Origin of the sequence: Acinetobacter sp. GWC1_38_13, assembly GCF_001767535.1 — a bacterium.
Classification (GTDB): domain Bacteria; phylum Pseudomonadota; class Gammaproteobacteria; order Pseudomonadales; family Moraxellaceae; genus Acinetobacter; species Acinetobacter junii.
Window position 1 is genome coordinate 1 of the sequence record NZ_MELG01000026.1, and the last position, 16356, is coordinate 16356.

Genomic DNA, 16356 nt, shown 5'->3' on the forward strand with positions numbered 1-16356 from the left:
AAAGAACAAAACTGCTCGTTAAGACATGAATTTGGAAGGCGATGCGCCAAGGCTGAGTCAGGACTACATCTTGTTTTAGGACTAAAAAATTGGATTGATTTGACCAAGGAAAATATTGAATACAAATTTCTACCATCAATATAAATAAGTAAAAGAAAATGAATGTGGTTATAAGTCGAGTAAGGGGATTTAGAGTTTTCCACATATCATTGATCATTGTTATCATGATTGACTAAGAATAAATGCAATAACTTTATATTTGATGAGCTTAGAAATATGAATAAATTAGTTAAGTTTTTAACTTTTACAGCTGCTTTAACATGTTGTACCTTGAGTTTTGCTCAAACCCCACAGCTCGCCTTATCTTGGACAGGATTGTATAACGATGGACAAAAAATTTCTTTGTTCTTTCAACAGAAAGGAGATCAACTCACAGGGTATAGTTTGTTAAATGGTAAGCAAACTAAATTTAAGGGAAGTCTTCAAAAAAGTGGCTCAGTTTATAAAGCAACTTTGAATGAATTAGGGCAAGGTGCTACCTTTGGTCAGTTCATTTTAGATTATAAAAATAATGTTACAGAGATCGATGCACAATGGTTACCCAGTAGCAAAACAGTTAAACCAAAGTTTTTTAACTTGAAAGCACAGCAGTGTAACTATGCAAAAGATGAAGGTAACTATCCAGAAGCATCTCGTAAATTATTAAAAGATGCAGATCTACAAGTTGCTTTAGGTGAGTTGCAATATATGCGTAATGAAATCTATGCACGTCATGGGTATGCATTCCAGAATAAAAGTTGGGCTGCTACATTTGCTGATTATGATTGGTACATGCCGTGTTTTACCAATGTGGATTCACGTTTAACTCAAATTGAAAAAGAGAATGTGAAGCGTATCAAAATGGTAGAACCTTATGCGAAAGACGTAGAGTGGGGACGTTAATTTATTTTATAAATTAAGTATCTAATAAAAAAAGCTGCCATCAGGCAGCTTTTTTAACATTAAGATTCTGTTGAAAATTAACGTTTGATATCGCGTTGAGTCGAGCCAGTATAAAGCTGACGCGGACGACCGATTTTGTAAGGACCGCTGTGCATTTCTAACCAGTGGCTGATCCAACCAACAGTACGTGCAAGAGCGAAAATTACAGTAAACATTTCTGTTGGGATACCAATCGCTTTTAAGATGATACCTGAGTAGAAGTCTACGTTCGGGTAAAGCTTACGCTCTACGAAGTACGGGTCGTTCAATGCAATACGCTCAAGTTCCATAGCAAGCTGCAATTGTGGATCGTTGATGCCTAATGCTTCAAGAACTTCGTCACAAGTTTGCTTCATTACTTTAGCGCGAGGGTCAAAGTTTTTATAAACGCGGTGACCGAAGCCCATAAGCTTCACTTCTTTACGTTTTACTTTTTCCATGAATTCAGCAACGTTTTCAACGCTACCAATTTCATCTAACATTTTAAGTACAGCTTCGTTTGCACCACCGTGAGCAGGTCCCCAAAGTGCAGAGATACCAGCAGAGATACATGCATAAGGGTTTGCACCAGTAGAACCTGCAAGACGAACTGTAGAAGTCGATGCATTTTGTTCGTGGTCAGCATGAAGCGTGAAAATACGGTCCATTGCGCGCGCAAGAACAGGATTTACTTTGTAGTCACGATCAGCAGGCGTAGCAAACATCATGTGTAAGAAGTTTTCTGCGTAGCTTAAATCATTACGAGGGTAAATGAATGGTTGACCTACAGTGTACTTGTAGCTCCACGCTGCAAGCGTAGGGATTTTCGCGATTAAACGAATTGCAGTGATTTCACGATGGTTAACATCTTCGATGTCTAAACCGTTGTGATAGAACGCAGATAAAGCACCAACTACACCAACCATGATCGCCATAGGGTGAGCATCACGACGGAAACCATTGAAGAAACGGCTTACTTGGTCGTGAACCATAGTGTGGTTACGTACTTTTGCGTCAAATTCAGTTTTTTGTTCAGCATTTGGAAGCTCGCCATTTAATAATAAATAACAAGTTTCTAAGTAGTCTGCTTGAGTCGCTAATTGATCAATTGGATAACCACGGTGTAATAAAACACCTTTGTCACCGTCAATGAATGTGATCTTAGATTCGCAAGCCGCTGTCGCCATAAAACCAGGATCGAAAGTAAAGTGACCTGATGCTAATACATCTTTAACGTCAATTACATCTGGGCCCAATGTGCCGCTGTAAATTGGTAATTCAATTTCTTTGCCATCAAGCTGTAATACGGCTTTTTTGCCAGTTGCTGCAGACATTCAATAGATCTCCTGTCCTGGTGAATGATTATCTGACTCGAAATCCTAATCTTGTCATGTGCGAATCAGACGGTGTCAAAATTTGCTATAAGATTAGTGGCTACTAAAATTTTGTCAATTATACTTAGGGATAAAAAATGACGTTATCACAGTCAATTAGTCATTCAGTATCAACGGGAAAATTGAGTAAAATCACAGCACCGGTCGAGTATAATATGTCAAATCATGTTTTAGGTGCAGAAAAAAAATGAAGCATCAGTACAATTGTAAGTAAATTTTTAACACTTTTTGATTTATAGATTCCTAAAATTTTTTGAAATAAAATGCCAAAACCCTATATTTCTCATGCCTTAGATTTAAATTATCATTAAAAAAAATGTTGATTGAAAAATAAAGGAATTTTTATTTGTTCTATTACGGTGCGATCAACTGATTAAAAAATGACTAATTTTTTACTAAAATCATCTTTGCTTGATAGATTATCGCTTAGTTATATTTAATATTAAAATGAGGGGTATTATTTCTGAGTATATAAATAATCGATCCAAATATATGACTTTAGTATGATGCTTTAATAATTTCTTAATGATTTTGAAGGAATATATTCGAAATTTAAAAATAAAAATAATAAATTGCATTTGATGTAATGTTTTTAAAAATCAATATGATATGTAATTTTTGTATGGTAGGTCCATTGATTTTTCTTGCTTATTCTTGTGAATGATTCTTATTTAAGGCTTTTTTCGACTAAAGAGAAAGCTGATTGTTTGTATTTTGATATTTCACGTTTTATAATTCGTTGTCGTTATATAGGTTAGGCATGTGCTGTGCTTGCCTGACAATGCCAGCTTTCCTTTGAATTAATTCAAACAAACTCCAGTTGGAGTTTCTACCTACAGGATGCCCGCTGTGAAAAGCAACAGACCTGTCAATTTGTCCATGGGTCAGGTGTTAGCGGTAAATTTACGCTCACCCGTGGCTATTGCATCAATTCTACACCGTCTATCTGGTGTAATCGTTTTCTTATTAGTCGCTGTTCTTTTGTGGATTTTGGATAAATCTCTATCTTCACCAGAAGGATTTGACTACGTAAAAAATGTCGTTTTCGGAAATATCTTAGTACGTTTCATCGTATGGGTATTTGTAGCAGGCTTAATCTTCCATTTTATTGCAGGTATCAAACATCTACTTGCTGACCTTGGTTTTGCTGAGGAATTACAAAGTGGTCGTATTGCAGCTACAGTTTCGTTGATCTTATCTGTGATCGGTATTGTCGCAGCTTTTGTATGGATTATGTTCTAATGAAAAGTGCTACAGGTTTAACGGGTTCAGGTTCTCGCGATTGGTATATCCAACGTGTATCAGCTGTAGTTTTAGCTGCTTATACTGTCGTTATGTTTGGCTGGATCCTATGCAATAGTGGATTCGGTTATGAGCAATGGGCTGGCTTTATGCTAACGCTTCCAATGAAAATTTTCTCATTGTTAGCTGTGTTATCGCTTGTTGCGCACGCTTGGATTGGTATGTGGCAAGTCTTTACAGATTATGTAACGACACGTCAAATGGGTCCTTCGGCTTCAGGTTTACGCCTTGTGTTAACTTCTGCTGTCATTATTTCAGTGTTCGTATACGCAATCTGGGGTATCCAGATTTTCTGGGCAAATTGATAGGAAGAGATCATGGCAACTACCCCTAAAGAAAATTATTCAAATATTCAAACACTATCATTCGATTCAGTTATCGTTGGTGGTGGTGGTTCTGGTATGCGTGCTGCTTACCAACTTGCTCAAGCAGGTTTGAAAGTTGCTGTATTAACCAAAGTATTCCCAACACGTTCGCATACAGTTGCTGCTCAAGGTGGTATTGGTGCATCGTTAGGAAATATGCAAGAAGATAACTGGCATTATCATTTCTACGACACAGTAAAAGGTTCTGACTGGTTAGGCGACCAAGATGCGATTGAGTTTATGACTCGTGAAGCACCGAAAGTTGTTTATGAGTTAGAGCATTTAGGTATGCCGTTTGACCGTAACGAAGATGGTACGATTTATCAGCGTCCATTTGGTGGTCACTCTGCAAACTACGGTGAAAAAGCAGTTCCACGTGCTTGTGCTGCAGCTGACCGTACTGGTCATGCACTACTACACACGTTGTATCAAAGCAACGTAAAAATGGGTACTCAATTCTTTGTTGAATGGATTGCATTAGATCTAATTCGTAACGAAGAAGGTGATGTACTTGGTGTAACTGCAATTGATCAAGAAACAGGTAACATCGCAGTATTCCAAGCAAAAGCAACATTATTTGCTACAGGTGGTGCTGGCCGTGTTTACCGTGCATCTACCAACGCCTACATCAATACTGGTGATGGTTTGGGTATGGCTGCTCGTGCGGGTATTCCATTACAAGATATGGAATTCTGGCAATTCCACCCAACGGGTGTTGCGGGCGCTGGTGTATTGTTAACTGAGGGTTGTCGTGGTGAGGGTGGTATCCTTCGCAACAAAGACGGCGAACCATTCATGGAACGTTATGCACCGACTTTAAAAGACTTGGCTCCACGTGATTTCGTATCTCGTTCTATGGATCAGGAAATTAAAGAAGGTCGTGGTTGTGGTCCAAAAGGTGATTATATCCTATTAGATATGACACACTTGGGTGCTGATACAATCATGAAGCGTTTACCATCAGTATTTGAGATTGGTAAGAAATTCGCGAACGTTGACTGTACTAAAGAGCCAATTCCTGTAGTACCAACAATCCATTATCAAATGGGTGGTATTCCAACGAATATCCATGGTCAAGTTGTTGTACCTCATGGTGTTGAAGAGGGTGAATTCTCTGCTCACTATGATAAAGATACAAAACAATATACATATAAAGGCACACGTGATTATGTGAAACCAGTTAAAGGTTTCTATGCAATCGGTGAGTGCTCATGTGTATCTGTTCATGGCGCAAACCGTTTAGGTACTAACTCGTTGCTTGACCTTGTTGTATTTGGTAAAGCTGCTGGTGAACACATTATTGATTATGTGACTAAACACCATGGTGATGATTATGCTCCATTACCAAACGATGTGTTAGAAAACACATTGGCACGTGTACGTAAGTTGGATGAATCTACATCTGGCGAAAATGCGCAAGAAGTTGCTGATGTAATTCGTGACATCGTTCAAGATCATGCTGGTGTATTCCGTACACAAGCATTACTTGATAAAGGTGTTAAAGAAATTCTTGCGATCGAATCACGTGTTCGTAACATTCATTTGAAAGACAAATCTAAAGTATTCAATACTGCACGTATTGAAGCATTAGAAGTTGAAAACTTGTATGAAGTTGCTAAAGCAACCTTGATTTCTGCTGCTGCACGTAAAGAATGTCGTGGTGCGCATACCGTTGTTGATTATGAATTAGCGCCAGATCATCCGACTTACTCTTATGGTCGTCGTGATGATGAGTGGATGAAACATACGTTATGGTATTCTTCAGACAATCGTCTTGAATATAAACCAGTACGTTTCAATCCATTAACGGTTGAAGCTATTGAACCTAAACCACGTACATTCTAATCGGGAGAACAAAGATGAGTAGAGGTACTCGTACATTCGAAATCTACCGCTATGATCCTGATAAGGATAAAGCGCCTTACATGCAAACTTTTAAGTTAGAGTTAACTGACAAGCACCGTATGTTGCTTGACGCGTTACTTGCATTAAAAGTTCAGGATGAAACATTAACATTCCGCCGTTCATGCCGTGAAGGTATTTGTGGTTCTGATGGTGTGAACATTAATGGTAAAAATGGTTTGGCATGTTTGTGGAACTTGAATGACCTGCCTGAAAAAATTGTAATTCGTCCTTTACCTGGTTTACCAGTTGTAAAAGACTTGGTTGTAGATATGAATCAATTCTACGATCAATACAATAAAATTCAGCCATTCTTGATCAACAATCAGCCAGCTCCTGCGAAAGAGCGTTTGCAATCTCAAGCAGATCGTGAACATCTTGATGGTTTGTATGAATGTATTCTATGTGCATGTTGTTCAACTTCATGCCCATCGTTCTGGTGGAACCCTGACAAGTTCTTGGGACCATCTGCATTGTTAAATGCTTATCGTTTTATTATCGATTCGCGTGATACTGCTACTCAAGAGCGTTTGGCGCGTTTGGATGACCCATTCTCATTATTCCGTTGTAAAGGAATCATGAACTGTGTGTCTGTATGTCCAAAAGGGTTAAACCCAACTAAGGCAATTGGCCACATTCGTAATATGCTATTGGATCAAGCTGGTTAATTCGGTTTTCCTGTAGAAGAAACGGAAGTTTTGAAAAAAGCTTCCGTTTTTTTATTTGCGTCATAAAAGTATGTTTTGTGCTACAAGGATGCTGGTATGCTTATTACTTATGTAGATAAAAAGAATTAGAAAAGTTGATCAATTGCTTTGCGTTGATTCGTTTTTGAGCACTGTGCTTAGAGTTTGTGCGAGATTTGTAGAAAATCTTTAACTTTGGTCGATAAGAGTGCAACTTTTTTTGAAAGGGCGCTATATTAGATTATAATTTGATGTGTGTATTTCGCTGATTTATGGATGGTATGTGTCAAAAAAATCAATCCAAGCTTGATAACATGTTAGGATTTCTGCCAACGACTGAAAGCAAAAAAATTAGGATATTCCTTAAGTTATACAGGAGATATTCACAAAAGATTTATGCAGATTATTCAGTCAAAGTCAATTTAGAAAAGTTAAAAATTTAGTTAATTTTTCTAAAATGATTTGCAAAAAATTGCTCGATGTCGTCGAGTATAAGAATGAGTTGCGCGCCTTGTTTATGGGTGCGTGACTGATTTGTTACATCAAAAGGAATACTCCTGATGTGTAGTGATAATGTCCTAAGGTTGGATGATCTTGGGTAGTAGTGTCTTGTTACCAATTCGATACTATGAATCATGGGTCTGCTTAAAAGGCAGCCTGTATTATTTTTTGCAATAGGAAATGGGTCCAAAAATGCAAGAAGTTGCTGACGCACTGCGTCTTGACACTGAACTTTCCGCTGATAGTGCAGCGTATATTGAAGAGCTTTACGAACAGTATCTAACATCTCCAACCTCAGTGTCAGAGGATTGGCGTGAATATTTCGACAAATATCCTAAAGGGGATCAACCACACGGTAGTGTGCGTGAACAATTCCTGCTTTTGGGTCGTAATTCAAGCCGAATTCAACCTGTAGTTCAAAGTGCTGTGAGCACAGAGCATGAGCGTCGTCAAATTGGTGTACTTCAACTCATTGCTGCTTATCGTAACCGTGGTCATCAAAAAGCTAAACTCGATCCATTAGGTCTTGCGAAACGTGAAGACGTTCCTGACCTCGATTTATCTGCACATGGTTTAACAAAATCTGATCTTGATACTGTATTCAATACAGGTAATCTCGCGATTGGTAAAGCAGAAGCTACATTGTCGGAAATGATTGAGGCAATGGAAGCAATTTACTGTACCTCAATCGGTGCAGAATACATGCATATCGTCGACACTAAAGAAAAACGTTGGATTCAGCAGCGTTTGGAAGGTGCTCGTGGGAAATTTAATTTCTCAGCTGATCAGAAAAAAGGCTTTTTAGAGCGTTTGACTGCGGCAGAAGGCTTAGAAAAGTATTTAGGTACAAAATTCGTAGGTGCAAAGCGTTTTGGTGTGGAAGGCGGTGAGTCTTTTATTCCAATGATGAATGAGATCATTCAGCGTGCAGGTAGTGTTGGTTGTAAAGAAGTTGTGATTGGTATGCCACACCGTGGTCGTCTCAACGTTTTAGTCAACATTATGGGTAAAAACCCAGCCGACTTATTTGGTGAGTTTGAAGGGAAGAGCCTACACAAAAAAGGTTCTGGTGATGTTAAGTATCACCAAGGTTTCTCTTCAAATGTGATGACGCCTGGTGGTGAGGTTCACTTAGCATTAGCATTTAACCCATCGCACTTAGAAATTGTTGGACCAGTAGTCGAAGGTTCGGTACGTGCTCGTCAAGTACGTCGTAAAGATATTGGTGGTGACGATGTTCTTCCTGTGATTGTTCACGGTGATGCGGCATTTGCAGGTCAAGGTGTTAACCAAGAAACCTTCCAAATGTCACAAACACGTGGTTATACAGTTGGCGGTACAGTTCATATCGTTATTAATAACCAAGTTGGTTTCACGACTTCAGATCCGCGCGATACACGTTCTACAGAATACTGTACTGACGTAGCAAAAATGATTCAGTCACCAATTTTCCATGTGAATGGTGATGATCCTGAAGCTGTAATTTTTGCAACACAACTTGCACATGATTTCCGTCATGAATTCCGCAAAGACGTTGTGATTGATTTGTTCTGTTACCGTCGTCGTGGTCATAACGAAGCAGATGAACCATCTGCAACTCAACCGTTGATGTATCAAGTGATTAATAAAAAAGCGACTACACGTACGCTTTATGCTGATCAATTGGTTCAAGAGAAAGTCCTTGATCGTGCAAGCGCTGATCAAATGGTTGAAGGTTATCGTTCTGATTTAGAAGCGGGCAACCATGTTGCTAATGCATTAGTACGTGAACCAAACAAAAAAATGTTTGTGGATTGGACACCATATCTAGGTCATGAATATACAGATGTTTGGGATACGAGCTTTAACATTGATCGCTTAAAAGAACTTGGCAAAACAATGAATACATTACCTGAAGGTTTTGTATTACAACGCCAAGTACAAAAAGTTATTGATGACCGCATCAAAATGCAAACAGGTGAAATGCCACTGAACTGGGGTGCTGCTGAAACATTGGCATATGCATCTTTGCTGGACGATGGCTTCCTAGTACGTATTACGGGTGAAGACGTTGGGCGTGGTACATTCTCTCACCGCCATGCAAAACTACATAACCAAGTTGATGGTTCTGTTTACATCCCGTTGTGTCACATTAAAGAAAATCAGCCACGTGTTGCGGTGTATGACTCTTTATTATCAGAAGAAGCTGTGCTTGCTTTTGAATATGGTTATGCAACCACTCTACCGAAGAGCTTGATCGTTTGGGAAGCACAATTTGGTGACTTTGCAAACTGTGCGCAAGTCGTGATTGACCAATTCATTGCTTCTGGTGAAACCAAGTGGGAGCGCGTTTGTGGTTTAACGATGTTGTTACCACATGGTTATGAAGGTCAGGGTCCTGAGCATTCATCTGCACGTTTAGAGCGTTTCTTACAATTGTGTGCTGAAGACAATATGCAAGTATTGACTCCTACAACACCAGCACAGATTTTCCATGCTTTACGTCGTCAAGCGGTTCGTCCTATTCGTAAGCCAATGATTGTGATGTCACCAAAGTCATTGCTACGTCATAAATTAGCGACTTCAACTTTAGATGAATTAGCAAATGGTTCATTCCAAACAGTGATTGATGAAGTCGATCAAATTAACAAAGCTGACGTTACTCGTTTAGTTCTTTGTGGTGGTAAGGTTTATTACGATTTACTCGAAAAACGTCGTGAGCTTGGTTTAAACCATATCGCGATTGTTCGTATTGAACAGTTATATCCATATCCAGAACAGCGTTTAGCTGAAGTTATGGCTCAATATCCAAACATTCAAGAACTTGTTTGGGCGCAAGAAGAACCTAAAAACCAAGGCGCTTGGTTATTTATCGTTCCTCGTTTGTATGAAGACGTTCTTAAATCAGGTAAACAAATTCGTATTAGCTATGCTGGACGTGAAGCATCTGCCGCACCTGCTTGTGGCTCACCGTACTTGCATGCAAAACAACAAGCTCAGCTCGTCAATGACGCACTTGCAATTGAAGCTGAACAATCAGGAGATTCTAAATAATGGCAACCGAAATTAAAGCACCGGTATTCCCAGAGTCAGTTGCTGACGGTACGATCGCAACTTGGCATAAAAAAGTAGGTGAACCTGTATCACGTGATGAAGTGATCTGTGACATTGAAACCGATAAAGTTGTTTTAGAAGTGGTTGCTCCAGCTGATGGTAGCTTAGTTGCGATCATCAAAGGTGAAGGCGATACAGTTCTTTCTGATGAAGTAATTGCTCAATTTGAAGCTGGTGCTGTTTCTGCGGCTGCTCCTGAAGCTGCTGCACCAGTTGCAGCGGCTCCTGTGGCATCTGCCCCAGCTGCGGCTGCATCAACTCAAGCTGTTGATCAAAACCAAGCCCCTGCTGTTCGTAAAGCATTATCTGAAACAGGTATCAATGCTGCTGACGTACAAGGTACTGGTCGTGGTGGTCGTATCACTAAAGAAGACGTTGCAAATCATAAACCAGCTGCTTCAGTTCAGCCGTTAAGCGTTGCTGTAGGTGAACGTATCGAGAAACGTGTTCCAATGACACGTTTACGTAAGCGTGTTGCTGAGCGTTTATTGGCGGCTACACAACAAACTGCAATGTTAACAACATTCAATGAAGTTAACATGAAGCCGATCATGGAAATGCGTAAGCAATATAAAGATGCTTTCGAAAAACGCCATGGTGCTCGTTTAGGTTTCATGTCTTTCTTTGTTAAAGCAGCAACAGAAGCTTTAAAACGCTATCCAGCTGTAAATGCGTCGATTGATGGTGATGATATTGTTTATCACGGTTTCTATGACATCGGTGTAGCAGTTTCTTCTGATCGAGGCTTAGTTGTGCCAATCCTTCGTGATACTGATCGTATGAACTATGCTGAAGTAGAAGGTGGTATTGCTGCATATGCTGCTAAAGCACGTGAAGGAAAATTATCGATCGAAGAGATGACTGGCGGTACATTCACTATTACTAATGGTGGTACTTTCGGTTCATTACTTTCAACACCTATTTTAAACCAGCCACAAACAGCGATTCTTGGTATGCATAAAATCCAAGAACGTCCTATGGCGGTAAATGGACAAGTTGAAATCTTGCCAATGATGTATTTAGCGCTTTCATATGACCACCGTCTAATTGATGGTAAAGAAGCAGTAGGTTTCTTAGTAACAATTAAAGAATTGTTAGAAGAGCCGGCTAAACTTATTCTTGACCTATAACTTATTATTTAAAAATCATCCCTAACTTTTCTTTAATTAAGAAAGTTCAGTCCCCTTAATCAAAAGGGGATTTAGGGAGATTGATTGGAGATAAAAATGTCTCAACAGTTTGATCTTGTTGTTATTGGCGGTGGACCTGGCGGTTATGAAGCAGCAATCCGTGCTGCACAACTAGGTTTTAAAGTTGCATGTATCGAAAAACGTATTCATAACGGTAAACCATCTTTGGGTGGTACGTGTTTAAACGTTGGTTGTATCCCTTCTAAAGCATTGCTTGACTCTTCTCATCGTTACGAAGCAACAGTTCATGAACTTGCTGAACACGGTATCACGACTGGTGAAGTTAAATTTGATTTAGATACTTTGTTAGCTCGCAAAGACAAAGTTGTTGATCAATTGACTGGTGGTGTTGCTCAATTACTTAAAGGTAATGGTATCGAGTGGTTACAAGGTACTGGTAAATTACTTGCTGGTAAAAAAGTTGAATTCACGCCATTTGAAGGTGAAGTACAAGTTTTAGAACCTAAGTATGTCATCCTTGCGACTGGTTCTGTACCTGTAAATATCCCTGTAGCTCCTGTTGATGAAGATTTGATTGTTGACTCAACTGGTGCTTTGAAATTCCCAGAAGTTCCAAAACGTCTTGGTGTTATCGGTGCAGGTGTTATCGGTTTAGAGTTAGGCTCGGTATGGCGTCGTCTTGGTTCGGAAGTTGTTGTATTTGAAGCATTAGATACTTTCCTGCCAATGGCTGATAAAGCACTTTCTAAAGAATTTCAAAAAATCTTGAAGAAACAAGGTTTAGATATTCGTATTGGTGCAAAAGTTTCTGGTACAGAAGTTAATGGTCGTGAAGTGACTGTTAAATATAACCAAGCTGGCGAAGATAAAGAGCAAGTATTTGACAAATTAATCGTTTGTGTAGGTCGTAAAGCTTATGCAGAAGGTCTATTGGCAGAAGATTCAGGCATTAAACTCACTGAACGTGGTTTAGTTGATGTAAATGATCAGTGCCAAACATCTGTTGAAGGCGTTTATGCAATCGGTGACTTAGTTCGTGGTCCAATGCTTGCTCATAAAGCAATGGAAGAAGGTGTGATGGCTGTTGAGCGTATCCATGGTCATGCTGCTCAAGTAAATTATGACACTATTATTAGTGTTATTTACACGCATCCTGAAGCTGCTTGGGTTGGTTTAACTGAAGAACAAGCTGCTGAAAAAGGTCACGAAGTTAAAGCCGGTCAATTCCCGTTTGCGGTTAATGGTCGTGCATTAGCTGCTGGTGATACAGCTGGTTTTGTTAAATTTGTTGCTGACGCAAAAACAGATCGTCTTTTGGGTATGCACGTTGTCGGTCCTAATGCATCAGACATCGTTCATCAGGGTATGATCGCACTTGAGTTTGTTTCTTCTGTTGAAGATTTACAGTTGATGACTTTTGGTCATCCAACGTTCTCTGAAGTTGTACATGAAGCTGCACTTTCAGTTGATGGTCGTGCAATCCACGCGATTCAACGTAAGCGCAAATAAAAACAAAAAGTGTGGTTCGCCACACTTTTTTGAATGAAGACGATTGGTTTATAAGACAGTCGTCGTCTCATAATGTAGTGTCCTAGTGTTAAGAATATCTAGGTCGCGTCACAATAAACAACGTAGTAGGTAATTAAATGAACTTACATGAGTATCAAGCTAAAGCGTTATTAAAAAAATATGGCATGCCAGTACAAGAAGGTATTTTGGCAACAAATGCAGATGAAGCAGTAGCTGCGTTTGAACAGCTTGGTGGTAAATTCGCGGTAATGAAAGCGCAAGTACATGCTGGTGGTCGTGGTAAGGCTGGTGGCGTAAAAGTTGCAAAATCAAAAGAAGATGTTATCGAATTTGCTAACAATATTATTGGTACTCGTCTTGTAACGTATCAAACAGATGCAAATGGTCAGCCTGTTAACAGCATTATTGTTGCAGAAGATGTCTATCCAGTTGAGCGTGAGCTTTACTTAGGTGCGGTTGTAGATCGTTCTAGCCGTCGTATTACTTTCATGGCTTCTACCGAAGGTGGTGTAGAAATCGAGAAAGTTGCTGAAGAAACACCTGAAAAAATTATTAAAGTTGAAGTTGATCCATTAGTAGGTTTACAACCATTCCAAGCACGTGAAGTTGCATTTGCTCTTGGTTTGAAAGATAAACAAATCGGTCAATTTGTTAAAATTATGTCTGCTGCTTACCAAGCATTTGTAGAAAATGATTTTGCTTTATTTGAAATCAACCCACTTTCAGTTCGTGAAAATGGCGAAATTTTATGTGTAGACGCGAAAGTAGGTATTGACTCTAACGCGCTTTATCGTTTGCCAGAAGTTGCAGCTTTGCGTGATAAATCTCAAGAAAATGAGCGTGAATTAAAAGCATCTGAATTTGACCTTAACTATGTTGCTTTAGAAGGTAACATCGGTTGTATGGTGAATGGTGCTGGTCTTGCAATGGCAACGATGGACATCATCAAGCTTTATGGTGGTCAGCCTGCTAACTTCCTAGATGTTGGTGGCGGTGCGACTAAAGAGCGTGTAATCGAAGCATTCAAAATTATTCTTGCTGATACTTCTGTACAAGGTGTTTTAATCAACATCTTCGGTGGTATCGTTCGTTGTGACATGATTGCTGAAGCAATTATTGCAGCAGTTCAAGAAGTAAACGTAACTGTACCAGTTGTTGTTCGCTTAGAAGGTAACAATGCTGAGCTAGGTGCGAAATTGCTTGATGAATCTGGTTTGAAATTAATTTCTGCAAATGGTTTATCTGATGCTGCAGAAAAAATTGTTGCTGCAGTTAAAGCGTAAGGGGAGTATCAATCATGAGCGTATTAATTAATAAAGACACTAAAGTATTGGTACAAGGTTTTACTGGTAAAAACGGTACTTTCCACTCTGCACAAGCTTTAGACTACGGTACAAAAGTTGTTGGTGGTGTTACGCCAGGTAAAGGTGGAACAACACACCTTGACCTTCCTGTATTCAATACAATGAAAGATGCTGTACGTGAAACTGGTGCTGATGCATCTGTTATTTATGTTCCAGCTCCGTTTGTATTAGATTCTATCGTTGAAGCGGTTGATTCAGGCGTTGGTCTTATTGTTGTGATCACTGAAGGTGTTCCAACAATCGATATGCTTAAAGCAAAACGCTATTTAGAAACTAACGGTAATGGTACTCGTTTAGTTGGTCCTAACTGCCCAGGCGTGATCACTCCAGGTGAATGTAAGATCGGTATTATGCCTGGTCACATCCACCAACCTGGTCGTATTGGTATTATCTCACGTTCAGGTACATTGACTTATGAAGCGGTTGCTCAAACAACTAAGCTTGGTTTAGGTCAATCTACTTGTATCGGTATCGGTGGTGACCCAATCCCTGGTATGAACCAAATCGATGCATTGAAATTATTCCAAGACGATCCTGATACTGATGCAATCATCATGATTGGTGAGATTGGTGGTACTGCAGAAGAAGAAGCTGCTGAATTCATTCAATCGAATGTAACTAAGCCAGTTGTTGGTTACATCGCTGGTGTAACTGCGCCTAAAGGTAAACGTATGGGTCATGCTGGTGCGATTATCTCTGGTGGTAAAGGTACAGCAGAAGAGAAATTTGCTGCATTCGAAAAAGCAGGTATGGCTTACACTCGTAGCCCAGCTGAACTTGGCTCAACAATGATGCAAGTGCTGAAAGAGAAAGGTTTAGCGTAATACGTTAGATTTATTTATCTTGAAAAAACCCAATGGTGACATTGGGTTTTTTTATGAGTGTAATATTGTGACAAAATACGTGCAAGATGCCGAAGAAATCATATAAATAAATTTTATGGATATAATTAACTGATTGTAATAGATGAAAGTATAACTTTTTATATTATGTTTAGGTTTTATTTTTTATTGAAAAAGCTTAATTAAAATATTAAAGGTGAGTTTTAAATATTATTTTTTTAATTTATACAGAACGATCTTTATTATACAGGTCATTCTTTCTTTTTAAGTTTTATTTAATAAAATGTTTATCTAAATTATTTTTTGTTGTTTTAAGTTTTTCGCATGGAAAATTAAATTTGATTTTGTTTTATTGTTTTTATTTTAAATGTAGGTATTACAGTGGCTTGTATTAATCATTATTTTAAAATTTGGTATATTTTTTTATTTAAGTTGAATTTGAGGTAAAATTTATAAATTTTATTATTGTGATTATTTTTTGATTAAACTATTATTTATAGTAAATATTAAATAATGAGGAATAATATGATTAAAATAAAATTATTTATTCCTGTGCATTGTGTATCTATTTTTGCTTTATTGTGTTGCGGAAGCGCTGTTTATTCAAATCCGATTGATCAACAGAGAGAGTATGCTGTTCAATTAATCCAGAAAGGAGAGGTTGATCATGGGTTACTTGATTTAAAGAAATTATTAGTTTTGTATCCTAAAGACCAAAAATTAATTGCGGATTATTTTGTACTTTCGTATGGAAGAAATACGCTTCGTGCGACTGAGTTGATTACCTGTATAGAAAATATACAAATAGAAGTATTTCCTATTTATGCGCAGACCAGTGTCGTGAAAACCTTAAGAGATGCCAGAGAATATTCTTTGGCTAAAAAGATGATTACAGGGTTTAGAGCTCATAATCCTCAAATGGGGTGGAACGTATGGTTAGCAACGATAGCTGCTGAAACAAAGCAAAATCAGGAAGCTCAAAGCATATTAAAACAAGTAGATATGCAGCAATTAAATGCAGAAGAACTAGTGCTGTTATCGCATACCTATCGATTAGTAGGAATGCCTATCCAAGCATTGCAAGCCGCAAATGCTGCTTTTGATAAGAAAAAAAATCAATTTTCTCAAGAGGAATATTTATTAGCACTGAATGATAACGGAAATTATAAGGTGGCAGATGAATATATAATGCGTTCTGTCTTATTTCAGACTCATCCTGATTTAGTGATCAGAATTAAACTCAGTCAATTCGCCACTCAAATCAAA

11 protein-coding genes and 2 pseudogenes are annotated in these 16356 nt (G+C 38.6%); 11 read left to right on the plus strand and 2 right to left on the minus strand.

Going from position 1 to position 16356, the window contains the following annotated elements; genetic code table 11:
• Positions 1 to 205 (minus strand): annotated as a pseudogene (locus A2003_RS02465) (DUF2306 domain-containing protein); the annotation flags it as partial.
• Between the two features lie 71 nt (positions 206 to 276).
• Between A2003_RS02465 and A2003_RS02470 the strand changes: the two are divergent.
• Positions 277 to 942 carry a YARHG domain-containing protein gene (locus tag A2003_RS02470; protein ID WP_004963594.1) on the plus strand — a complete coding sequence of 222 codons (666 nt, stop codon included), beginning with the start codon at positions 277 to 279 and terminating at the stop codon, positions 940 to 942.
• Positions 943 to 1019: 77 nt separating this feature from the next.
• On the opposite strand, the gene gltA is transcribed toward A2003_RS02470, so the two are convergent.
• Positions 1020 to 2294, minus strand: coding sequence for a citrate synthase (gene gltA, locus A2003_RS02475; protein WP_004908368.1), 1275 nt, complete (start codon positions 2292 to 2294; stop codon positions 1020 to 1022).
• 900 nt (positions 2295 to 3194) lie between these two features.
• Here gltA and sdhC point away from each other — a divergent pair.
• The 10 genes and pseudogenes from sdhC to A2003_RS02525 all read left to right on the plus strand — a co-directional run.
• Positions 3195 to 3596: a succinate dehydrogenase, cytochrome b556 subunit gene (gene sdhC / locus A2003_RS02480; RefSeq protein ID WP_005402201.1), complete on the plus strand. Its 402-nt coding sequence runs from the start codon at positions 3195 to 3197 to the stop codon at positions 3594 to 3596.
• On the plus strand, positions 3596 to 3961 hold the full coding sequence (gene sdhD, locus A2003_RS02485; RefSeq protein ID WP_004908359.1) for a succinate dehydrogenase, hydrophobic membrane anchor protein: 366 nt from the start codon (positions 3596 to 3598) through the stop codon (positions 3959 to 3961). The genes sdhC and sdhD overlap by 1 nt, the downstream gene beginning before the upstream one ends.
• Positions 3962 to 3970: 9 nt before the next feature.
• A complete protein-coding gene (gene sdhA / locus A2003_RS02490; protein WP_026057405.1) occupies positions 3971 to 5866 on the plus strand; it encodes a succinate dehydrogenase flavoprotein subunit in 1896 nt (631 codons plus the stop codon).
• 14 nt (positions 5867 to 5880) lie between these two features.
• Positions 5881 to 6591, plus strand: coding sequence for a succinate dehydrogenase iron-sulfur subunit (locus A2003_RS02495; protein WP_004908354.1), 711 nt, complete (start codon positions 5881 to 5883; stop codon positions 6589 to 6591).
• A gap of 711 nt (positions 6592 to 7302) precedes the next feature.
• Complete coding sequence (locus A2003_RS02500; RefSeq protein WP_004908351.1) at positions 7303 to 10143, plus strand: 2-oxoglutarate dehydrogenase E1 component; 2841 nt, start codon at positions 7303 to 7305, stop codon at positions 10141 to 10143.
• Positions 10143 to 11333 carry a 2-oxoglutarate dehydrogenase complex dihydrolipoyllysine-residue succinyltransferase gene (gene odhB, locus A2003_RS02505; RefSeq protein ID WP_004963584.1) on the plus strand — a complete coding sequence of 397 codons (1191 nt, stop codon included), beginning with the start codon at positions 10143 to 10145 and terminating at the stop codon, positions 11331 to 11333. The genes A2003_RS02500 and odhB overlap by 1 nt, the downstream gene beginning before the upstream one ends.
• 96 nt (positions 11334 to 11429) lie before the next feature.
• Positions 11430 to 12863 carry a dihydrolipoyl dehydrogenase gene (gene lpdA / locus A2003_RS02510; RefSeq protein ID WP_004963581.1) on the plus strand — a complete coding sequence of 478 codons (1434 nt, stop codon included), beginning with the start codon at positions 11430 to 11432 and terminating at the stop codon, positions 12861 to 12863.
• 137 nt (positions 12864 to 13000) lie between these two features.
• Complete coding sequence (gene sucC / locus A2003_RS02515) at positions 13001 to 14167, plus strand: ADP-forming succinate--CoA ligase subunit beta (protein ID WP_004908344.1); 1167 nt, start codon at positions 13001 to 13003, stop codon at positions 14165 to 14167.
• 14 nt (positions 14168 to 14181) lie between these two features.
• Positions 14182 to 15072, plus strand: coding sequence for a succinate--CoA ligase subunit alpha (sucD, locus tag A2003_RS02520; RefSeq protein ID WP_004908342.1), 891 nt, complete (start codon positions 14182 to 14184; stop codon positions 15070 to 15072).
• A gap of 543 nt (positions 15073 to 15615) precedes the next feature.
• Positions 15616 to 16356 (plus strand): annotated as a pseudogene (locus tag A2003_RS02525) (poly-beta-1,6 N-acetyl-D-glucosamine export porin PgaA); the annotation flags it as partial.